Raw genomic sequence first — 23790 nt, forward strand, 5'->3', positions numbered from 1 at the left:
ATCCTATTTAGGATGCCTATATGGAGAGAAAATGGAGTATACCTTAATTTTTTCCGTCAATACTTTTTAAATGGCTGCTTAGAGTTCCAATTGATATTTAATCACCAGCCAAGCGTCCTTCAACATATCTGCGGTGAGGGGCACAGGATCATTGACCTGAAGTGCCCAGAATCCATGCAAATCCTCAGATAGGTCGATGGCTTCATATTGCTGCAATGAATCGATCCCGGCTCCCGGTTCTAGCTCAACGTCGAACGTTGCGTTATCAGGATTTAACGTCTCAAGTTGGGCAGACTTGAGCAGGGAAATTGTCAATCCGGTTGCAGGGGGAGCAAGGCGAACGAAAAGCATAGCGCTTTGGATTGCTAGACCACTGACCTTCTGACTATTGGCAAAGAAGGGCAAGCGTTCCTTTAGATTGCCCAAGACAAACACCTGGTTGGCCACATCGGGTTCGGGATGCAGGAAGCGGTACCACTCATCCGGAAATTCGTGCTTCAGGCTCAACATGCGGAATAGACCTTCCCGTTGACTGAGTTCCGAGGCATTTTCCACATAGTCGATCAGATGCTCCACGGCAGCGGTTTTAAGCATAGCCCCGCCCTCACAGGAGGTATAGCGGAGATGGATAATCACATCAGATATAGTTTGATAGTCAAATTGGTGGAATTCTTGCGGCAGTTCTAACCGCCAACTGCTGATTGCCCCAGCTCCCTCAAACGGCATGTAGCGCTCATCCCGGAAGTTGAGTTCAAATACACCACTGTCATTTTGTCCCTGACTGACGGCAATAGCCGTGGTGGGAATCGGGTTATAGACGAAGCGTTCATCGGCTTCTTCTAACTTCTTAGCGTAATCAGATGCATTTGCGGCAAGTTTGCTATTCCTATACTCGTGTTTTAACAGGCGCAGGGTGCAGTTCAGACTGGTATAGGGTCCGACTACACAAGGAACGGAAACCGAGACTGTTTTGATGCGGCGCTTGTAATGTCCAGGGTAATCCAGATCAAAGCTCTCTTCTGGAATATCAAATTCGCATATCCCGGTTTCTTTCAGTTGAATCAATGCCAGAGGGTTATGGAGTTGCAGCGAAACATGCTTGGTGATTTCGTAATCGTGCGGTTTGGTTGCCACATAGGCATTTTCCAGATGCTTTAAGGCTAGGTAAAGCTGCTCTCCCGCCAGGAAGCCGTCCTTGGCGCTGTCCCAGTAACCAAATTTGATCAAATCAGAGGTGGCAAGCCCCATTTCAAACCGGAAGACTTTTTCGGCTTTTTTGGCTAAGTCATAGGCAAAGGAGTAGGCTTGGTAATACAAATCTTTGAGGCGATCGCTCATCCATTGGTAAAGCTGTTCATTCGAGTATTTATTCCGAATAAACTCTTCTACTTCTTTGGTTTGCTCAATCTGGATCTGATGGTGATCAATTTCGAGTTGGGCAATATCTCGTCTGATTTTCTGAGCGGTAACTTGTTTGTCGATTTGCATCAGCTCGTGGCCCGCCAGGTTTGCCTGAAGGATGCGCTCTTGCTGTTGGCGCGTGAAGCCTGCTTTCCGGGCAGCGGCGGAAGATTGGAAGGTTTTATCATTTACTCCAACTTGCAGACCTCTTGCAACAGCTTGTATGACGTTTCCAATCTGCGGTCCTCCCCAACTTACTCCTAACCCTATACCGATAGGTTTGGCATCAATGCTAGCAATAGGAATAGCATGAAAAATACTGGCTAAAGCTTCCGAAACTCCTACTCCTAACTGCAAATCCCTAGATTGCTTCGCTTTCTTGATCTCTTCCTCTTCCGGTGGAATCAACTTCAATCCACCATCTTTCTTGATTTCAGGGATTTGGTTGGGCAGTTCAGCAAACTCTACGTCCACTGTGGGTACATCTACATCTGCGTCGATGATCTGCAAATAGTAGTTCAGTCGATGTTCAGGGGCTTTGCGATTTTGTTCCAGACTCGCCAGATTGGCATTGGCTTCCTCGAGCTGCTGGTTTCTCACCTCCATGATCAGATTCTGCATCCGGGTGTCGTGCTGCGCCCGTAAAATCGAGAGGCTTTCCCCATCTTTCTTCTCTAAAGCTGAGAGCAGAGCACTGCCTAGGGATTTAACTTCCGACGTGACTTCTAAGGCCCGCTGCAACAGGTAATTAAAGCGATAGTTAGGCATGGGGGTGCTGAGGTCGTTGAGCACACTGCTGATGCTCAGCCCTTGAGCCGCCGCCTGAACCAGCAAAGCTGGATCGAGGGGCGAACCGAATAAATCCATCTCTCTGAACACGCCTTCAATATTGAGACAATGGCGAATTTTGAACAGGCGATCGGCTACCGTATTCCAGTATTCCAGCAGTTTCGGGTTGTCGGGCAGGCAGAAATAGAGCGTTGTGGCAAACCCGTAGACATTGACGTAATGCGGCTTTCCGTTGGAGATGACTTGCGGCACTGCAATCTGGTTGCTAAAGGGAAAGATCAGCTCCAGATCAACGATTGCGTTGGAGAAGGCGTTCCATTGGTCTAGCAGAGAGTTGTAGGTCTGAGGCTGAATTTTGCCGCGTTTGGGAATGATTTCTGGGCGTGGACCCAAGATATGACCAGCCAGCACATAGAGTTGAGTAGCCTGGTTGAGGGTTTCAATCGTGTCCTGACGGAAGAGGTGATCTCCCCAGGCGATCAGGTTGTCGATGTATTTCATCACCACCCATTTCATGTAGGCGGTGGGACGAGAACGGGCAATCACATGGGGTTGAAACGGATTGTCTCGCCACTCGCTAATCTCTTCGTCAGGCGTGTTGGGATCGAGGCGGTTAAAGATTTGCTCCAAGACATTCTGGCTATCGGTTACCCGAAATGGCAGGAATTTCCAGACGTTTCTGATATCGCCTTTGACATTAATCGGATCAAAAATATAGTGCCACCACTGCATCGCCTCTTCAAAGCGTTGAGACTTGGTCAGGTGGTCTGCTAATAAAGCAACCGAATGGAACAGAGCTTCCCAGTTATAGATCGCATAAGGACGTTTTAGCTCATGGTAATCAATCCCATTATTTGAGCCATAGCGATCGTCCGAAAGCAGAACTAGCTGATCGAAGATCTTGTTGATTTCTCCCCTCCTGAGCAAGCCCAACATATCTCTAGTTTTATCGTGCTGAAAGGAGTAGGTTTTGTTGTATTCAATGAAGAAAACTTCGTTATTCTGGTTATTCTCTAGAAACCTGGGTGACCAGAAGTCGCCAGGATCGTTGTCAGCACCAACTGCTTGGATGGGAACGATTGCAGATGGTGCAAGTCCCATCCGATGGAAAACATTCTGTCCAAACCACAGCAAGGGGACGGTATTAGAGACTCTTCCTTCTATCTTGCCGATCTGATTGCCATCAAAATAGAAGGATTGAGTCAGTACAATCCTCTCCTGACTTGAAAACCTACTTCTGAAAAACTCTGTATTACTATTGATTAATTCTTCTGTGACATTAGATATCCTACCTAAATAATAAGGTTGAATAAAGACGAAATCATCTTTAACAAACGGAGCAAAAATGAACTTCTCCCGTTCAACTAACAGCTTAAATGTATGTTCATTTGAGCCTTCTTCAAGATCTCTCTGAGAATAAATTGCGTCGCTTGATAGTTGTTTGGGGGTCCATTTGCCCTCTTTGTACTCACTCCAGCCTAATTTAATTTCCCAGTATATCAAGGGAGTGCTTTGGGACATGGTTGTCGTTTCAGCACTGCTGGCAGCCGTCATCCTGTTCTTGAGCGGACTATCCCAATTCTTCTGCATAAATTGGGGAAAAATGATAAACAGCCGGTTCCGCCAAACGACTGGCACTACAAAAGTTCCGTTTTTGATTAATTTGCCGCTTCTATCTTCAATATCAACACTAGGAATATCCAGATCGATTTTTTCCCAAGGATACCAGTCTTCATAATCAAACCTATAGTAACGGTAGAAAAAGAAGTAGGGAGCATTGCGGGTTCTGGCTATAACATGCAATATTCTCGCGTTTCCCTCTCCTTCAATAAATTGCCCGACGACTTCGAGGTTAGCAACTTCATCAACCTGAACGATATATTTAGTCAAGGCACTTGTGACGGTATCTTGGCTTACATCATTCTGTAGCAATTCAGATTCCAATTCCTGGAAGAATGGACTCTTGACATCTCGCAATTCAGGGCGAATCCAGTTTTCGGGATAGAGAAACACTTTGCGGTTGGCTTCCCAAACCCGGTAGAGGGCCATCCATTCCCAGCGTTCCCGGTCCAGTACCTCCGCAGACACTCCATACTTGGCTTCCAGTCCCAAGAAACATCGCTGTACGAACAACTGCACCGACGAGAGCGCCTGCCGGATCCGGGAGGTTTTCATACAGGCATCCATTTGCACATCAATCAGGAAAAATTCAAACAGGCTGTCGGCATCTCTGACGCCCCATTCCATCAGCACAGGCTGAGCTAACAAGTAGGCGAGCAATGCCTCTCTTTGATTGGTGCGGAGCTGATCGTGGGTTGGCTTGATCGCTTCCTCCCATTGTTCCTGGGAATAGCGGGCTCGAATCGCTTGCTGAATATTACTGGCGATTTTGCGGTTCCCAGTAAAACTAGACGTGGGTTGTCCCCACTGGAACAGATCTCCCATGCCAACACCAATCTTTTTGGCAACCCGCAGCGTCTCTTGCAGTTTGAGCAGGTTTGCCTCGTCGCGAAAATGCTCTGGATGGAACAGGTTAAAGTGTTGAGGCAGAATCATTTTATAGATATCGGACTCCTCCCATCCCGTCAGGGCATGGATTTGCGCCACCAATGACGGCTCACCTTCCGCCTCTTGAGCTTGATGCGTCCAGCGGAAGAACTCCACCAGACTTAATTCAGTAGATGGTAAGCTCTTCTGCAAGCGATAGAAGGCTTCTAGCCTTAACCATTGGGGAAACGATAGGGCATTGAAATCCAGGTCGTCAAAATGAGCTGCAAACTGACGGAAAAATTCTAGCTCCTCCAGTTTCATGGCAAAGCCCTTGACCAGCATGGCAACTTTTTGCAACTGAATATAGGCGATTCGGAATGCTTCGGTTCGGAGTGCGGGAAAGAGAACCTTATCGGAAATTTTCACCTGGGCTTGCTGATTGAATTTCATGAATAGTCCGATGATATTTCCATTCTCATCTTCGTCGTATCCTTCCAAGATGAATGGATAGGCTTGACCGGCTTTCAGAAAACTCGTAGGACTCTCGTAGAAATTGATCTGCTCTTCATCGGTGCGCACAGGAGCAGACCACTGGAGTTGATGGTTGAAGGTTAAGCTAGCCTCTCCTTCTGCCTCTAGCAGAAAAGTATACTTGCCATCCTTCTCCGGTATAAAGAATCCTTGCCAACGTTGGGCTTCCACCTCTGGGTCTTTCTGTTCCTTCAGGCGAATAATTTCTTGGTAAAGCGGCTCACCCTGTGATGTTCGAATCACTTCCATGACTAGAGTTTGGGTTATATCCAAAGACGTACCCAAATTCCCTGCCAACATCTGTACTACCAACCGCTGCCGCAACATTTCTCTCAGATAAGGCATGAAGGCTCTGGTCAGATACACTCGTTTTTGGAATCCGCTATCCTGCGCTGGATTTTCAGGACTAACCTGATCGTTAGCCAACAACATGGCAGCTGCCGCAGCCGGGTCAGCAAAGATGGGCCAGAGGGCATCGGCGAAGAACCTAACTGGCTGGTCAAAAATTTTATGCGCAGCGATCTGGAATTTTTCTTGATCGTCCGTATCGCTAATTAGATCAGCCAGAGCAATCACCTTTTCCCGATCGGATTCACGCAAAATTCCCGTGACTTGCAAGCCCTTGGTACCGCTAAACTGTACTCGCTGTAGAAAAGTTTGAAACTCGCCACCAGGCTGTTGCTCTTCTTCTTTGCGTCGCGCCAGCATGAATGCTGTAATCGCATCCTGATCGGTTTGGTTTAACTTCGTGCTGTATTTGCGGCGAGTGTTGTCTAGATAAACAGTAGTTCCCTGAATCAACCCAATGATTTGTTCGACGATCGCACCGTCGTAGAGTAAACTCAATTTGCTGCGTAACAGTTCTTCCGTTGCCTCCTGATCATTCTTAATATCGGCGTGGTCTATTTCTATTTGCAGCAGAGTATCTCTGAGGGTGATCGCCAGTTGAAAAATAGCAGCCATACTGGGACGGAGTGGACGGAGTGCATCATCCTGATCCCAGATCAAATAATTCAACTCTCGCGGACTGAATCCAGAATCTTCGATCCGGGCAAATAGCTGGTAGAACTCTAGCGTCTGCGTCGGTTTCCCGAAGGGTTGGGCTAGCTCTCGCATTAGCGATAAAACGCCAGGAAGTTCCTTAATTTGGAGACCCAGAGTTTTGGCTAGTAGAATATGGCGATAGAGTTTAGAGACATTGTCCAGGGTGAGTGGATAGCAATCATTATTCTGAGTCAACTCATCAGGAGCCGCGATCAGAGCGATCATCGTCTCGATCATCGTCACATCGACCTTGAGAGCCGCCATCAGCACAGGCAGATGATCATTAAAACATTCGGTTCCAGTCAGATAGGTGTCGAATTCATCGGCTTGAAAGACATCATCTACGGCAAGCAGGTTGTATTTCAGAAATAGGCGTTCGTAGAGGGAATTTTCGCCCTCGATGCCAATCGGTGCCCAATAGGTCAATAATTGAGCCAGTTCTAGTCCGGTAATCTCCAGCAACTTTTTCACCGCCACGAGTTGCTCAATCAGCTCAGGCGTGATGTCTTGCAGGACTTGAGAAATCGGCTCTGGTTGACAATCGGCTTCTGGCCTGGAGGGACGGGGGTTGGCAGTCAATGCAGGAGCAGACTTTCTTAGGCTAGAACCATTGTTAGCTTCTGCATCCTCTGGCTCGATCGGCTTAGAGGGAAGCAAGGCCACAAACCGATTGGGAATCAAAAGATGAACTCCTGCAACAGGTTTTACTGTGGTTTCGCCCACGCCTGTAATGGCCTGATCTACCTCTGCTACGGCCCAGCCCAGTTTGCACCAGAGCCGGATCAAGCGATGGAAGCGATCATATTCGGCTGTGACAAGATCGGTGCCGTCTAGATGTTTCAGTTGAGTTTTAGTCAGATCGCAGGTTTCCTGAGAGCCAGAACAGACAAAGGGCAGCCGGTTGCCAGAGTGCAAAATAAACAGTCTGAGATTGTTTACCTTACCAATTTCCCCATTGATACCCGTAAAATCTCCGCCAAAAATTGAAACGGAATTGCTGAAATCCTCATCGAATACTAATGTACTTGTATTAGTATCTAAATGTCCGACAAATTTCTTTGGATCGGACCTGAGTACATAAATTTGACAATCCGAATCAAGATAGAGGTCGATAAACGAACCGGCATCATCCGTGCCCCAAATCACCCATAGGCGAATCGTTCCCTCGATACATTGACAGGCAGAACCATTGTCTAAAACAATCAGTTTGCCAATTTTGGCAAAGTATTTATAGACCCAACATTCCACATAGTCTTTGTCAAAATCATCGTTGTCGGATTGGGAGGCCGGAGGGATAGCCGTAAGTGTCTGATCAACCGGTCCTGCCGAGCCATTGTTAGCAGACTGATCGGCGTCTAGGGCATCCTGGAGAAACTGCACCAGCTTCGCGTATTTCAAGCGAATATCTGTTTGGCTAGGATCAACTAAGCTTTGCAGATAACGATAGCTGAAGCGGAGGCTATTCATATAGGCCAGTGCTTTGCCTGACAGATAGTTAGGATTGATGTAGCGCGTTTTTAGCAGCTCGATCAGCTCCACATACTGGATGTTGGTTCGCCGCAGAAACCCCACGATTTGAGTTGACTGGGCAGGCTTGACCCATTTCAATTCGTCCAGCATTTGGCTTTCGGTATCAATGCCATAGTAATCCCAGGTATCTCTTAAACCAATTTTTTGGTGATATTGGGCCAGGGTTAAATTGGTTTCCTGCTTCAGTTCGTACCATTCCTGAGTATAAAAGCCCTCTTTTGTCAGGATGCCGTATTCTGCTTCTGTGAGCTGGAGAAATTCAGCCGCGATGGCTCGATCGATCGACTGCACCTGTAATTCCTGGAGTCGGGTGGCGTGTTCGAGTTCTGCATCACTCGGGTTCTCTCCAACCTGCAGCGGAACATCGATACGGAAGGTGTCCAACAGCTCGTAACGGCTGGTGCCCAGATAGTTGAGATAGAGTCGAGCCGAGTCGATGGGCTGATCATAGGGTAGCCGACAGACCGGATACACTACTTTGCTTAAGGTGAGATAGGCGGCGTAGTTTGTATGTTGCGGTTCAGCCAATAATTCACCGCTGCTTTCGTCGTCCACATTATAGGCAAAAATAGTAGCCTGTTTGGGGCTATGAGCATCTGCCTTATAGGTATTCAGATGATTCACAAAACTTTCCATCACCTCATTCACAAGGTCGATATATGGGATGAGGGTGTTTGTATTTTCGCAGGTGAGTTGTAGGTTTCCCAAATCGGGACGACGGCGAAACAGCTTTTCCAGCGGAGTATTGTTGATGCCGGCTTTCCCACTATTGTCGTTTTCTAGTTCCAGATTATTGTTGCGTAGATATTGAAATAGCTCCACCAGATAGGCAGCAGGGCTATATACCGAATTGCAGTGCTCACACTCACACAGGTCTACACTGCCGAACAGCGTCTCGAAATTGATCGGAATATTTTTCTGCTGGGCAACGCCTATAACCTGCTCTCTGCGCGTATCAACCGACGCCTCGCCGTGAATCATCCGGACAGAGGCACCCAGAACCGCCTGCCGCAGGGCAATGTAAGCGTGCTCATTGCGCACAGTAATAGTCTGAGCATTGCGATGAATGGTACGGGCAACCTCTTCTCCTCCCAATCGTTCCGCAAACAGACTGACAAAGCGTTCCAGTGGGATCTCATTGATGGCATAGGCGGAGGTCAGGTTGGTTTTCAGTAGAGTCGGTAATGCTTCAGCTCTGGGGCTGACCGCAGACAGGCGTTGCAGTTTCTTTAACCGATCCACGACCTGTTCCCGGTGGGCTTCTGGGACTGGTTGCAAACTATCGGGGTTCTGGAAAACTTGAAGCACCGAGGTGTTTCGCAAGTCCAGATGCGGCTGATGCTCAAAGAAAGCAAGCAGACCATGCCGAATGTTTTGATCGTCTGCGGCAATTTCTTCGTCTTGCACCATCCGGTGAATTACCGCCGTTGGCTCCATCCGAAACAGGCGGTCGCTGATTCGGGTTGCTAACCGTTCCAAGCGTTCGTCTGCGTCTTCTCCATCTTGACCTTCGGGAACGCCGGTGGTGCGAATCAGTGTCTTGAGATTTTCTTTTCTGTAATTGCGGGCAATATCGCGGAGGCTGTGGATACGGTCGTCATGAACAAATGCTGCAGTCAGATTTTCCTGATCCTCCAACAGTTCTGCTACATGGTGAGTAAAGGTGAGATGCTCAATTGTGTCCTGCTCGAACTCCTCGCTTGCTTCTAGGCGAGCTTTAAGCTGATTAAATTCTCCTTCACTTTCAGCAAACAGCTGTTCTAGTTTGGCCTTTTGCGTTCTCGTTTTAATTCCCAATGTCAGATTTTTCAGGTGTTTCTGTTTGCGAGTTGAAAGCTGAGGAGGAATGGTCTGATCACGATTCGTAGAATGCTGCGGAGGTTCAGGTGGTGAATTCGTGTAGGTGCCTATCGTTGGTGAATCAGTTGAGCTAATGTTTGGGGGAATGTTCAGAGGAATGGTTTTGGGAATAGTTGGAGCAGACGTTGATTTAATCAGTTCAGCTCCTTCCACCACACGAAACGAGGATGTGAATGCCTCAAACGCAGATTCGGAGGGGACTTGCCGACCGGCACAGCGGCAAACAGGGACATAGTCTACTCGGTCGCCTGGTTGAAAGGCGGGGAGTGTGGCTCTGAAGTATTGCGACCGGCGATCGCGGCCATTGGGCAAATATCGAGCTGGAATCGTCGCAATGGCCCCCTGATTCACCCGGTAGTGGATTGCGACTTCATTGCTAGCGTCGGCTGGATATACACCAACCGTAACGGTCACAGCTTGACCGGCGGCAACCAAGTCTGACGGGGCGGCTGCGTCGGGGGTGCCGTACCATAGGGAAATGCCTTCATGCTCGATACGCATGGCTCGTCTCCTGTGCGTGAGGTAATGGGATCAGCAGGGATTCACCGACATTGAGCCGTGAAGGCATCGGGGCAGCAAGCCACCCAACCTCCAGGAATCCCCGTTGGCGAAGTGAGACCGGAATCGGCTAGGTGGGCCGTCCGCTGGCGAACTCTAAACGCACCACGGCTGAACGGTCCTTTAACCGCAGCGCAAACCGTTTGAAGACGCGGAACAACCAGTCGCCGTCGTTGTCTTGAGTGACGAATTCAGTTCTGGCATCAATAGCGACGACTAAATCCGCCGTGTTGCCACCCAGCGAGAGCAGCAGGCCAGTATTGGGACGCAGGGTACCAGTGCCATAGAAGTGGGTGTCTTCTCCATGCTGCGTGCCTCCGTCATAAGCAGACATCCCTTTGTGGCAGGAGTGCATGCCTTTGCTGTAGAACCCATCGGTAACTAGGCGAGCCACGCGATCGGCGGGCATGATCAGGGTGGTGGGCAAGGGGGCAAAGGTATCGGCATAGATTTCATAATGCAGCACCAGCGCGTAAGGACCATAGTGGGCCTGTGCCAGTCGTTCACCTCCTTGCAAAGCCGAATAGGCTCGTGCCACCGCCCCAAAGGTATTTTCGCCCCAACGCTGGAGAAGATTCGGTGAGTCCAGCACCGGCACGGGCACCACTTGCGGATTATTGGGCGTGTCGGCAGGAGGGGCATCGAGCAAGCCAATCCCAGCCCGACCTGATTTCACCGTAACTTTTCGCTCTCGAAAAATCGGATGCTGGTTCTCTCCCGGTTCAATCGCCGATCGTCCCTGAAATAGCACAATATCTTCGGCTTGAGAAAGCAGGTTGGCGGCACGAGTCGCCAGGGTAACAGCCGTCATTAAGTCGTCTTCGCATTCCACCTGTTGGCGCGTCAGACAAAACTCAGCAACCAGTTCGATCAACTCTACCGTATCGGCTTCCCGAACTGATAATTTTTGCTGTCTACCAACCAGAATCGTATCGGAAGGAACGGTAAGCTGACAGTGGTTCACGGGTACGATCGGCAGAAATTTGGCAGCCACTCTGGTTCGCTTGCATTCATCATGAACGGCGCGGTCGATGCGATTCCAAATTTCATCACTCCAGGGGACATGGCATCTCCCTTTGTGGGTTGTTGGACTCGTTTCAACATTGGTTAGAGTGTTTTTTATCAGAGGTTCCATTGATTTTCTCCTTAGTTGATGAGTAGGTATGGATCGATGAATCGGTGATGCACAGTTGAGGGTTAGAATAGGGGTACAATCGAAAGCCCATGATCTATGACGGATGAGTTAAACCAGGCGCAAGTCTATGTAGATGCCAATGGATCTTTGGTAATTAATGCTCCTTTCTGGAAAGCCTTAGGGCTAGCAAGAGATACCCTGATTGCCCATTTGAAAGAAGGGACTTTGGTGCTTGAGAAGCAATCTACGATTAAGCAACGGCTGAAGGCTCGGTTTTCAACATTGTCTAAGGGTAAAAGCCTTGCAACTGAGTTGATGGCTGAGCGTCGGATGGAAGCGAACAGGGAAAATGACATTTGGTAGTGGAAATTTGAGAAAATTGGGTTTCGTTGCTTAACCCAACCTACGAGATTGGGTGATCGCGTTTGTACTTAGGGTTCTTAGTTCATTACACTTGTTGATTGCTCTGCCAATCTTCGATTTTTAAGTCCTGTACCCGATTGAATTCTCGAACATTATGAGTAATCAATGTCAAGTCGTGGGCTAAGGCGATCGCGGCGATTTGCAAATCATAGGGTCCGATAGGAGTTCCTTGAGATGACAATTGAGCACGAATACGTCCACAAATGTGAGCGGCTTCATCATCAAAGGAAAGAGAAACAAATAATTCAAGGAATTCTTGCTGCTGTCTGATGGCTTTAGTTGGGTTGTTACTTCGCATCGCCCCGTAAAATAATTCGGCCTTTGTGACTGAGCAAATGGCTGTCTCAGGCAGATGAGTTAGTAGTTGTTGGGTAACAGGAGAATCAGCAAATTTCAGGTGATGGACACAAGCATTGGTATCGAGGAGATACATCATAGGGACTCACGCACCTCATATTCTCCTTGGGGTGGTCGTTCTAAGTCGGGAACGCTCCCAGCTGTATTTTGTAGGATAGAGAGCCATTTGGTTTTCTGAGGTCGAATAATTACTGTTACATCTTGATTTTTGAGTTCGTCAGGAAGTTGTACTTGTAAGAGTCCATCTGAGCCGATATGGAATTGTAAGGTAATTGGTTGCATTGGGTTTCTCCTGTTTTTCTATGGCTAGTATTTAGGGTAAAAGGTTTGAGCTAAAGAGTTTGGGCAGTGCTTTGCTAACGCTAACACAGGCTACAAGATTGGGCGATCGCATTACGAGATGAGGCGATTGCAGAGTTGGAGCAGAGCTGTAATGCGATGTTTTATCAGTTGAACCTGGGAATAGAGATTCATAGTTCGCTGAGTTTGCTCAGTTTCTATGGTGTATCGGGTGAATGAGGTTTTAGCTAAGGCGGCTAGTTGCGGGGCAGGATCAGGGGGAACAGTTCTAGAACCAAAGGGGGAGCCTCCCTGGTTTTGCCAATGAACGAACCAAGCGTAGTCGTATTCAGAATCCGGTGATTCATTTTTCAAGAGATACTGAGCCGTCACAATGCCGCCGCGAGTTTGGTTGTCTACTTCCACTGTTGGGAACACGTGCTTTTCCTCTGTTTCTCGAAGGCATTTCGATTGGCGTTTGTAGGAATCAATACTTGATAGATACCAACCATTGTTTTCATTTGAATTTGCATTTTCAGCCCTCTTAATTTTCATGCTTTGAATGCTTGTTCGTACTTGATAGAGTTGGGTTCTGTTATCTCAACTCAACCCATGATATGAGGCGAACGCAATATCGAGATGATTTAGACAATCTGAATCAATTAAGTATTAATTGCAATGATTATCTAAAGCTTTTGTTGAATATATTTTTGCTTCCTCGTGGTGCGACGTTTAGCGTACGAACATCAAGTCTTAAATTTATTAATTTTTTGTCATTAGACATAACCTGTAATCTCAACCATTTTCCTCTAAGAGTACCTGTGTATTCAACATGTTGTCCCAGTTTCTCTAAGTGTTCTACAAGTGCTTCAATTCGTCCCATTTGATAGTTTGCCTCAAAGGTTCCTGCAACCAAATTAGACGGTGTCTCTCCCTCACCAAATCTCCTTCCTTTGAGATGCAACCACTCTGACTTCATTAGTGATTCTGGAATTTCAGTCACTTCACTAGCACTCTTACCCATGACTGCACTAGCAGATTGACGCGGTGGTAAATTTACCTTGGGATCTAGGCTGGAGTAGCTAAATTGTCGTACTGGTGGAATAAAGTTGTTACTTGAAGTTTTTGGAGGTAATAAAGTTGTAGGAGAAGCATTTGTTAGACCAACTCCCATTTCAATGCCAGCAACACCTGCAGAAATGAATGTCTCTGCCATATCTCCGTGAATTTCGGCAACATGTGGTGAGTTTCCAAGCGCTTCGGAAGTGAATTCTCCCGCGCTACGCATCACAGTATCAGATTCCTCACCCATTATTAATTGTCGAAATCCAGCTTGGGCAAAATCAGCTCCAACAACTTGACTCCCTCCAGAGGGTACAAGCATAGCTGTTATGCCACCAGATAGTTTTGCAGCACCTCCAATTCGCAACCGAGTTCTACCACTCAAATTCATAAATTCTGGCCCTCCATTCTCGAACTGCTCTCTTCGCATTTGTTGTATATCAGCAATATGTATACGCAACGTTAAATCTATCCACTCACGCCAAAGCTCGTTTTCTCTACTCAGTAACAAAACTCGCTCTCGTTCTAAACGACTATCAATATTTGGTTCGATTTCACGTAGAGCATCTGCCATTCCTACTTGTGCATGCCATGTCTGTACTGCCAGATTGTGTTTTTCGGCAGACACTTCATATGCCGTAATTTCTCCCTGGGTGGGTCGCTTAGAAGTTCCAGTTGGGTCAATAAAATTGATTGGGTTTAGCTGAGAGTAGGCAAACATATTCAATCCATCTCTAATACCAATCGGATCAACTGATGTCCACCTACCTAACCACGATGCGTAGTACCTCGCACCGTGATAGTACAATCCTGTCTCCTCATCTCGCTCCATCCCCGTGTAACGATATCGCTTCAAACTGACCTCAGCCACACTGCGCCCAGCCTGATACGCGGTCGTGCCGTAGGGATGGTATTCCTCATAGGAAAGCACGGCTCCGTCAGCATCCAGTTCTAGAGAAGCAGAGCCTAAATGATTGCTGAGTTGATAGCGACGAATGGGCGTGAGTAAGTCGGTGGGTGAGTTAATGCCATCTCCTACATCAAGCGTCTTTGTTTCTACTAATGCAATCCGCTGCTGGTCATCCATTACATGCAACGTTTCCCGCTCCAGCGTTACTGTATTACCATCGCCGCCGTATTCCCGATAAATCTCAAACCCGCCTAGATAGATGCGTTCATTCATCCGAGTCGGAGTTTGTCCTGTAGCGGCGGAGCGCTCTGTAACCTTCCGCACCCGCTGACCACCTGCATCGTAGACGTAGTAAGTAATTTCTGGCGTACCCCCATCATTGCGGACTTGCTTCGAGGACGCCTGAAGCTGATCGTTGAAATCCCATCGCATTAACGGTAAGTGAGGCATTTCAATCATATTACCGTGGACATCATAACTATAGTTGCCCCATTGATCTTGCGGTAGGCTGGTTCGCAGCAGTCGGTTATTCTCCTCTGCATATTCATAGTTGCGTGTCCAGCTTCCACCATTAGCCGCGTGAATCATTGCCAGAATATTGCCCACCGGATCATACTGATATTCTTCGGTGTAGTTCCGCATCGCCTGAGCATCGTTGGGATGGGGTAGGTTCCGGCGGGTGGAATCATTGAAGTCATAATGGGGCTTCAGATCCGACCGCTCGTCTGGAAGATTATTCGTCGTTTGGCCGATATGTTCGCGCCCAGTGGCCTGGATCAGTTGGTAGAGCGCGTCATAGGTATAGTCATTACTGGGAGATACGACTTGTCCATTGAAGAAGATTGTCTGCTGAGCCTGATCGCGAATAGACGTGATGTTCCCCACCGGATCGTAGGTGTAATGCAAATCCTGGAGCTGGGATGAATCGGATATACGAATCGTTCGTAGATTGATTAAGCGAAACGTTTCGCGGTCGTAGCTATATTCGGTTCGTACCCCATTGTTGTATTCGATTAAGGTACGCTGGCCCTTCTCGTTGTAGTCAATGTTGGTCACGAATGGAATCAATTCACCTGCACCGCGCAATCGGACCGACATTTGCTCTAGCAAGTTTGCCTCGTTGTAGGTCGGTCGTGTTTCACTGCCGTCTGGAGCAATCACGCTAATGGGTCGATTCAAGGCGTCATAGGTGGTACTAATTGTGAAGTCTCTTTCTACGAGGAGTGCAACAGTCTGGTCGATCACAGCACGATCTAAAACATTAGTTGGTTCAATGTTTAGCAAAGGTTCAATGGCCGTCCAATCCATCTGCTCCTTATACTCACGAGCAATTTGGCGACGGCTGCGGAGGGAATTGCCTTTGAAATCATAAGCTTCTTCGAGATTCGTGGCTGGATTCTGTCCGGAGTAGATGCCGATGCCAGCGCTATCAAAGCTCATGAACGGTTTGCCGCGCAGGTTCAAAGTAGCGGCATTGGGTACTTGTTCCCCGTATACGGTACGTTCCACTAGTCGTTCTGAGGTTTCCGGCGACTGCACCAACAAGTGGGTCGGACGCTGCAATGCGTCATACAGCAGCCGTGTTTCAAATCCCCGACTGTTCCAGCCCCGAATCGGATTACCCGCCACGTTATTCAACATCCAGCGTTCCCCTGCATCGGAACTGAGGGAATAGAGCGAATGACTCAGCAGATTGTAGGCAGTAGTCTCAATGATAGGATTGCCATTGCCATCCCGCAGCGGTTGTCCCTGGGCATCACGAGTGACAATCGCATTCACCATCACCAGATTACCGCGAGCATCTTCGATAAAAAGCTGATTGCCTTCGATGTCTAATCCCACTCGCGTTTCTGGTTGACCAAACTCGCCTCTATCCTGAATCGTTAAAATCGGACGACCCAACGTATCCAGATGAATGATCGTGGGTGTATCGGCATGGGCTGCCGTTTTCTGCGCGGCCTGCTGTTCTGTGATTCCAAGCTGTCCATCGATGCGCTGCTCATACCAGGTTGGGGCATACTCGCTCTCGGCCAATCCGCTGAAGAAGCTGCTCACATGCTCGTCTTCGGCTGGATTGAGCAGCACCGTATCGTTCATATCCCAGGTGGTTTGCTGCCAGGGATCAAACACGACTTTCTCGTAGGTGTGATTTGGATGCAGCGTCGCAATCACTCGCTCAATCGGGTCATAGAAAATGATCGGAGTAACGCCACATTCCACCAGTCCCGGTTCACGCTCATAGGCATGAGTGGGGCTAAAGAACGGCTCGTATTGTTTAACCGGTTTGCCTTTATTGTTGAAAATCGTGCGGCCCGTTCCCAGCCAGCGAGAATCCACAGGCTCGAAATTTTGGTCACAGCGCAACACCCCAGCGGCATCCCGGACCGGAGCCAGTCCCGGTTCTGCCTGAATCTTCGTCTGAATTTGCCGCCCAAACCCGTCTGAGTAACCAACACTCACCTGAATTTTCAGCCCATCCACAGGCAACGGATCGCTACTATGAGTTTCCCGCGCCAGCGTTGCCGCAAACGCAGGTTCACCCGATGTCATAAACCGCTCCAGGTCATAGATCGTCCGAGTCGTGGCATTCCCGAGCAGCGACGTGGCCATAGCCAACGGATCGGCATAAAATGCATCGATCTCCTGCGGCAGTAAATCAGCCCTGACCGTCTCATCCAGCAAATCACCCTGATTTTCGCCTTCTTTACCCATCACGGCGGTTGCCGCTACCATGCCCAGTGCATCAAACAGCACCTGAGCACGATTTTGGTTAGGATCGGTTAATTCACGAGGTTGCAGAACGCGATAGTCATTGTTAACGCCAACGATATTGCCTAGTGGATCTGCGGTTTGAACCGTTAGGAGATGGTAATGGTCATAGACCGTAGTATAAATCTGCTCAAATGGGTCAATGGTTTGGATCGGTAAATAAAAATGTGCTGAATCAAAAATCGCGCGTCCAGACGGAATCCACCACAGGTCATCCTGCTGCACATAGCGCCCTTCCTGGCTGAGAATCGTGTCATTGACGCGGTTGCCATAAACCCGCTCCAGCAGCCCAGGCGTAAACGCCAGCCGATAGGTTTCAAAGGGCAACGCCAGGGATTCTAGCTCACCCAACGGCAGCGGACCCGATAAATCATTGCGGAGGTAGAGAATCCGATCGCGCTCCACTAGCCGCTTTTCCACAGTTCCTGTAGTTGGCTGCACCTCGTAGCTGATCTCTGCCGCGTTTTGAACCGCTTGTCGCAGTTCATCTAGCGCGAATCGATTATCTTCAGATTTGGATAAACTCGTAATCTCATACATTCGCGTTTCGACTGGCACCCCAATCCGGTAGAAAGTTGGTGAGTCGGAGCGATGGATCACATCCACTTCTGTGTAGGTGATGTAGGTTTGGCTTTGGGCGTTCTGGACTCTGGGATGTTCAGGCAATGCGGCTGCTCGTCTGGGATAGGCTACTGCCGCAGATTTCCTCACAGTGCCAAATCCGTCTACTTCCAAGGTCAATTGATGACCAACCCGCGGATCATCGGGATTACGGTCGTAGGCATAGTGAATTGCTTCACTCGGATGCACAAAGAACACCGCATACTGTTGATCTTGCCTTGGCTGTAGCCAGCAGATTTGATAATTGCTTTCTGTCACACTATAGGGATGTACGCTGGCCGCTGGATCATCCAGGGCATACACTTCCTGCCTCAGCACACTGCCCTTTAGGGCACGGCAGGCTTCGCGTTCCTCCTGGACGGTGAGCCGACGCGGCATCACGGTTCCAGTCGAGAGCGTCAAGCCGATGGGAATCAGCGTATCGGGCAGTAGCATCGTCTGGAATTCGGCATCGCTGATTTCGGGTTCCCGATAGTATTCGCTCTCAGCCAAATAGGTGGAGAGGTGGTCGCGGTCAATAAAAACGCCGGTATGAAACCAGGTCTTGGTTAAAACCGGCGGCAGATGGAAGGCGGCATCGGTGGCATTCGTTGCCCCTTCCTGTTGAAATTCAGCAAACGATTCTGTATCCAGTTGCTCCACATAGCCAAAGCCGCGAAACTCCCGCTCCTCTCCGTCAAAATAACCGTGCCGATAGCGGTAGCGGCTGACAAAGCGATTGCCGGAAATCCGATCAATTGTCTCGACCCGTTCCACTAGCTGCACCGGAAAGGGAATCCTGGTAATCCAAGGCGTTCCGGCTTGCTTATCCGCCAGATAAAACTGGGTCGATGCCGCATAGTGCAACTGCGTCTCTGCGCCCAGGTTATTGTGAATCACCCGCAGCAAATGGGGCTTCTGACCTCCCATCAGATCGATGTACTGCATCCGCTGAGCAAATGATCCCGGCAGCGGCGACGACCAGACCAGACAGGCCGTGCCATTCCCAAACAGATCCACCGTCTGCACCGAGGCCAAGGGATCGATTTTGGGAAAATTCCGCAGTCGATGCGGTTCACTCCAGCGATTGCCTGCTTGATTAAACCAGAGACTCACCGCCTCGCGTCCCAGGTAGATCATATCCGTTGTGCCCGATCCATCGATGTCGGCCAGCCGAATTCGACGCTGCTCAAATGACTCTGGATGGTCAAAATAGGGAGCTTGACCCATTGTCACTTTGGCCCCAAACTGCCCATAGCCCCGATTAGACCAGTAGCAGACCTCGCCATTGCGAATCCGCACAATATCATTCAGCCCATCGCCGTCCATATCGGCTAGGTAAATGGATTGAGTGCCATCGGCAAACACCAGAGCCGGACCCCGCTCCTCATCCTGTCGCATGCGAGCCACAGATGCAGCTCCGAACCCCGCCTCTGCTTGTGAAGGGTACCAAACAAACACCTGATGCTCAGAAATCAGCAGATCGGCATGACCGTCGCCGTTCAGATCGATCCACCTCAAATTGGGATCATGCCAATCCAGGTTGGGGATGGACTTAAACGGTCGAAAGGTAGCCCAGTCCTGCTGGTGTCCCCGCTCATAGAAACCAGCCAACCCCCGATTCAGCAACACCAGATCGAGCTGACCATCTCCGGCCAAATCCAGCAACCGCTGCTGGCTGTCCTGCAAATCAGAACCTGTCGGTTTGGTCGCCACCAACTGCACCGCAGCAAACCGCGCGTCTCCCAAATTTGCTTTGTAAAACCAGCCCTCGGCCTGCTGTGTCAAAATGCCGGAAATTCCTTCCCCATCTAAATCCAACCACTGATAAACGGCATTATCCAAACCGATGGGCAGATTTTTCAAGCTCTCGGCATCAATGGTGTGAATCGTCTCGTGAACGTGAGGGCGATCGTAGATGAGTTGGAGGGGAGGCAGCGATCGGCGCTGATAGGGCTGAGTTGCCGTTGCTCTGACGTATCCGGTCTGGGTTGCCGAAATCAGGTAGGTAGCCACCGGATCTTTGTCATAGCGAAAATCAGTCGAGCGCACCAGAGTCCAATCGGTGCCTAACTCCTCGAATCGATGAAACATCAACACCCGACGACAGAGCCGCTGTGTGCGCATCTCAAAGCCTGAGCGGAAGCTGGAGAAGGCATCGGGACGATGGGGCCAAAGTTGATCTTCATCTGGGGTCGGGTTATCGGTTGCTAACCGCTCCTCTAGAGACAATTCCTCTAGCGTGCTGTCATCGAGGCGCGGATCAGGGGTGCCATGCTCGCCATAGTCAAATACCACCTGGAACAGCCAATTATCGCGCTCATAGGGGTGCTGGTTTCCGTAGAAAATCTGCTTCAGATAGCGGTTGGTGTAGCTCTGTCCGTAAGCCAGTCGGTTTTTCTCCTGCACCTGCGTCAGACTGACATTGTCTGGATTTTCCTGCTTGTATTGGTAAAGAATCACATTGCCCTTGTCGTCGTAGCTTTCGCAGAGCAGCCATTCAAATATCCTGGCAGGCTGGGCCGGATCAACAATGCGACTCTCTCCAGTTTTGCCATACACGCTGGTGATATGGTCTTGGGTTACAGAACGCCAGTGCACATCCCCCGTTCCTTGGTGCTGCCAGCGCTCAATCCGGGCAAATAATCCTTCGATGCGAGGTCGATAGCGTTGGACCGCATAGGTGCCGGTATGGGGATAACTCGATAGCACCGCATCAACCGCATCATCAGGAATTGAATCCTGCAGCACATCGTCCGGTACCATCGGCAACCATTCGTCTCGCACCCAATCACCACCTTCCCAAACCAAGGTCGGCACCAGATCTTCCGCTCCTGACAGCAGAAAAGTATCCGAATCCTCTGCATCGCGATATTGCGGCAATCCCTTCTGCGTCTTGCGAGTAATCGAGGGCACACCCAAACTCCACCCCAGACCAAATATTCCATTACCCGCACCAGAGTCATAGTGAAGCGAAAGTTGAGGAGAAAAACCCGATCGCCCTGGAGAGACAGCAACTGGAACGCTGAGTGAACCGGTCCCAGTCATCGGATTCATATCAAACTTTTCACCGATGCCCTGAATTGCGCCGCCACCCTTGGGCAACGAAACCGCCGCAGGAGGAGTCACATAGCCATACTTGCCATTGGCAGCCTGATTATCATCAGCGTTTGCAGACGAGGAAAACATCACGATTTCCTTTTGAGGTTCTGGATTTTAGAAGCTTGATAACGCTCGTAGAGCTTGTTTGTAAACCAAGATTGAGATCCCCCTAAATCCCCCTTGATAAGGGGGACTTCAATCCTGGTTTGTATGGGCTGCGCCTACAGTTCCCCCCTTGATTTAAGGGGGGGTAGGGGGGATCTTCGACTTGTGTGTACACCGTAGCTTATCCAAGGGGGGAACCGTAGGTGAAGCATACACCAATCGGGGATTGAAGTCCCCCCTATCCTACGCCAAAGGCGCGTCCCCGCAGGGGTTTAGGGGGATTGTGCTGTGCACATGCTGCGCGAACGAACCTAAGTCTAGTAATCCAAACGAAGCATTTTCGATTTACTGGGTCTCGTATTTCAAGCAGCTATCTGTCGCATCATCTCCTGGCTCCTAACTCCTGACTCCTGACTCCTGACTCCTGACTCCTCAACCCACTTCACTACTCACCTAGAATTCAGCCATGGGTTCATTCTGTAGACAATTGTTTAATCTGTCAGTACCCTTGAGGGTGCTTTTTGCAGCCGGGAAACAGGCTGGGATAAAGGTCAAACGTTGTATTTGCATATAGGGATGGTTGCATCGCGTCACCTTCCGCTTAATTTTTCTGGCATGTACATCGACGATAAATCACTGCATCAGAAAGTTCCTGCACGTTTTTGCGATCAATGCACGATCTTGCGCTTGTTTCCGTGTCTTCTTATTAAGCCTCTTCGTCAATGTAAATTAATGAATGTTCTTGGCGTTACTCCAGTCAAACGCTTGAAGTGGCGATGGAGATGGCTTTGGTGTGTGAATCCACAGGTGATGGCGACTTCACTCAGGCTCATGCCTCCCCGTTTTAGAAGTTGTTTGGCTCGCTCTACCCGTTGTTGAATCACGTACTGATGCGGGCTAAGCCCGACAGACTGCTTAAACTGCCGACAAAAATAATAGCGGCTCATACCCAAATCATCAGCGATGGCATTCAAAGAAAGCTCCTGTGCCAAGTGCTCCTGGATATAGGCAATTGCCTGTTTTAGCTTTTGCTGGGGTAATCCACCTTCATACTCCTGTACTGAAAACGTCCGAGTGGAATAGGTTTGCAGCAAATGAACCGCTAAAAAGGTGGCGGCTGATTCGGCATAAAGGCGACTACTGGCACCATTGATCTGAAGCTGTGTTTTTAATCTCACTCCAATTTGATGAATCAGCGCATCCTGCATAATCAGATGTGGTATTAGCTCAAATTGATCCGTATCGAGTAGTTCTACAGCGTTGCGATTCAACAGTTCAGGCTCTAAATGCAGTAAAAGAATATGAGCATTGCGATCCCAACGAATGGCTTGGGGTACGTGCATCGGGCAGAGTGCTACAGCCCCCGTAAACATGAAGCCGCTTTGCGAATTTTTGTCTAAAATTCGTTCTACCTGAAATCCTGAACCTAGATTAATCGTAAGAACGAATTCGTCAAGCGTATACTCGGGTGTTTCTCCTGGCGGTAGCAGTAGTTGATCAACCCTGACTCCGCTCAAGATTTTCCCACTCGAAAGCAACGCCGATTGGGAGAGGAACTCTGGATAAACATGGTTGTAACTTGCATCAACACCTGGTGGTTCTGCATCTGGCATTGTTTTACTCAGGAGGTTTTACTCAGGAAGTTTTACTCAGGAATACGGAGGGTACTCGTTAATTTTAACTTGGTTGCGACAAAACTTGGTCGAGCTGCATAAATGGTCCAGCCTGGACTTAAATAAAACACATAGCACTATAAAAAATATATTTTAGAGTGAACATAGGTGAGTAGAGGAATGGGATATATACCTACTCTAGCTGCTGCACAGAAGCTCAGCCCTCTTTTCTTGGATCTCGCAGGCGCTAGGACCCATAAATGGGAGACTTCCGAGCCAGATCATTGAGCCAGATTACTGGGCCAGATCACTGGGCTTACCAAATCGAATGATCAACTTTGTCTAATCAAAGTCCCCCAGAATGGGGGATTTAGGCTTCGAACGCTCAGCCGAACGGGGGCGATAAAGACTGAAACGAAGTCAGTTAAAACTACGAAAGGTGAAGCCCGTGTGCCAGCACATACCGACAAGAAGTGGCTTGAAGTTCCCCTTCATCTACGAAGGCGCATCCCCGCTGGGGTTTAGGAGGCTTAGCGCCTGCGGCATACCCTGCGGGAAGCACGCAACAAGAAAAGGGGAATCGAAAGGCTACTGCAATGACAAAAGGGTTTTTAAAACAGGCCCTAGTGATCCAAACAAATTCATTTTCGATCTACTGAGGCTATCTGGCGAATAAGGTAGCCAGCAGGCTAAGGATAAGAGTAATCGCCAGAGCAACCAGCATAATGACAATTAGCCAATATTGTAGGGTGTAAAGCTTGCGCAATTCACCTAGTGCGCCCATAATGTTTTCGATATCCGATCCGGTTGTACTCACGACTCGATTGAAAGCTTGGGCAGCGTTGCGGGTCCAGATCCCTGTCAGCAGCAGGAATACTCCTTGAATGATGGCACCAAAGTCAAATCTACCCTGGGAAGCGGCAGCAACCAAAGCTAGCACTCCACCGATAAAGGCTAGGATCGCTCCAACAATCATTAAAGTGCCGACAAAATTCATTTTTTTGCCAAGATCGCCAATCAGTTCATTCTGGCTGCCGCTAAATTCGTATTCTTGTATCATGACTTATTCCTTGAAATTATCCAGTATCCTGACTGAAAGAGAAAGCAGTTGTTTCAGTTCTCAAAATACTGAACTATTTACAGTAAAGTCAACTACAGAAACTCAACTATAGAAAGTCAACTATAGCCGTCGCCACAACAATATCTCTGTTCTGGTAAACACGATATAATAT

8 protein-coding genes are annotated in these 23790 nt (G+C 48.9%); 1 reads left to right on the top strand and 7 read right to left on the bottom strand.

Features of this window, described 5'->3' with window-relative positions:
• Positions 1-78: 78 nt before the first annotated feature.
• Positions 79-10146 (bottom strand): neuraminidase-like domain-containing protein, encoded by a 10068-nt coding sequence (locus tag HJG54_RS33660; RefSeq protein ID WP_316436277.1) that lies wholly within the window; start codon positions 10144-10146, stop codon positions 79-81.
• Between the two features lie 127 nt (positions 10147-10273).
• Complete coding sequence (locus HJG54_RS33665; RefSeq protein ID WP_316436279.1) at positions 10274-11338, bottom strand: encapsulin; 1065 nt, start codon at positions 11336-11338, stop codon at positions 10274-10276.
• A gap of 96 nt (positions 11339-11434) precedes the next feature.
• Between HJG54_RS33665 and HJG54_RS33670 the strand changes: the two genes are divergently transcribed.
• Entirely contained in the window at positions 11435-11701 is a 267-nt protein-coding gene (locus tag HJG54_RS33670; RefSeq protein ID WP_316436281.1) for a hypothetical protein, read from the top strand.
• An 85-nt stretch (positions 11702-11786) separates the two neighbouring features.
• On the opposite strand, the gene vapC is transcribed toward HJG54_RS33670, so the two are convergent.
• The 5 genes from vapC to HJG54_RS33695 all read right to left on the bottom strand — a co-directional run bounded on the left by vapC (position 11787) and on the right by HJG54_RS33695 (position 23618).
• Positions 11787-12197, bottom strand: coding sequence for a type II toxin-antitoxin system tRNA(fMet)-specific endonuclease VapC (vapC, locus tag HJG54_RS33675; RefSeq protein WP_316436282.1), 411 nt, complete (start codon positions 12195-12197; stop codon positions 11787-11789).
• A gap of 314 nt (positions 12198-12511) precedes the next feature.
• A complete protein-coding gene (locus tag HJG54_RS33680) occupies positions 12512-12835 on the bottom strand; it encodes a hypothetical protein (RefSeq protein WP_316436284.1) in 324 nt (107 codons plus the stop codon).
• Positions 12836-13079: 244 nt separating this feature from the next.
• On the bottom strand, positions 13080-20927 hold the full coding sequence (locus tag HJG54_RS33685) for a SpvB/TcaC N-terminal domain-containing protein (RefSeq protein ID WP_316436286.1): 7848 nt from the start codon (positions 20925-20927) through the stop codon (positions 13080-13082).
• Between the two features lie 737 nt (positions 20928-21664).
• Complete coding sequence (locus tag HJG54_RS33690; RefSeq protein WP_316436287.1) at positions 21665-22558, bottom strand: AraC family transcriptional regulator; 894 nt, start codon at positions 22556-22558, stop codon at positions 21665-21667.
• Positions 22559-23219: 661 nt separating this feature from the next.
• Positions 23220-23618 (bottom strand): hypothetical protein, encoded by a 399-nt coding sequence (locus HJG54_RS33695; RefSeq protein ID WP_036011777.1) that lies wholly within the window; start codon positions 23616-23618, stop codon positions 23220-23222.
• Positions 23619-23790 lie beyond the last annotated feature (172 nt).

The sequence above is a fragment of the Leptolyngbya sp. NK1-12 genome, assembly GCF_032598965.1.
In the GTDB taxonomy this organism is placed as follows: Bacteria; Cyanobacteriota; Cyanobacteriia; order Elainellales; family Elainellaceae; genus Elainella.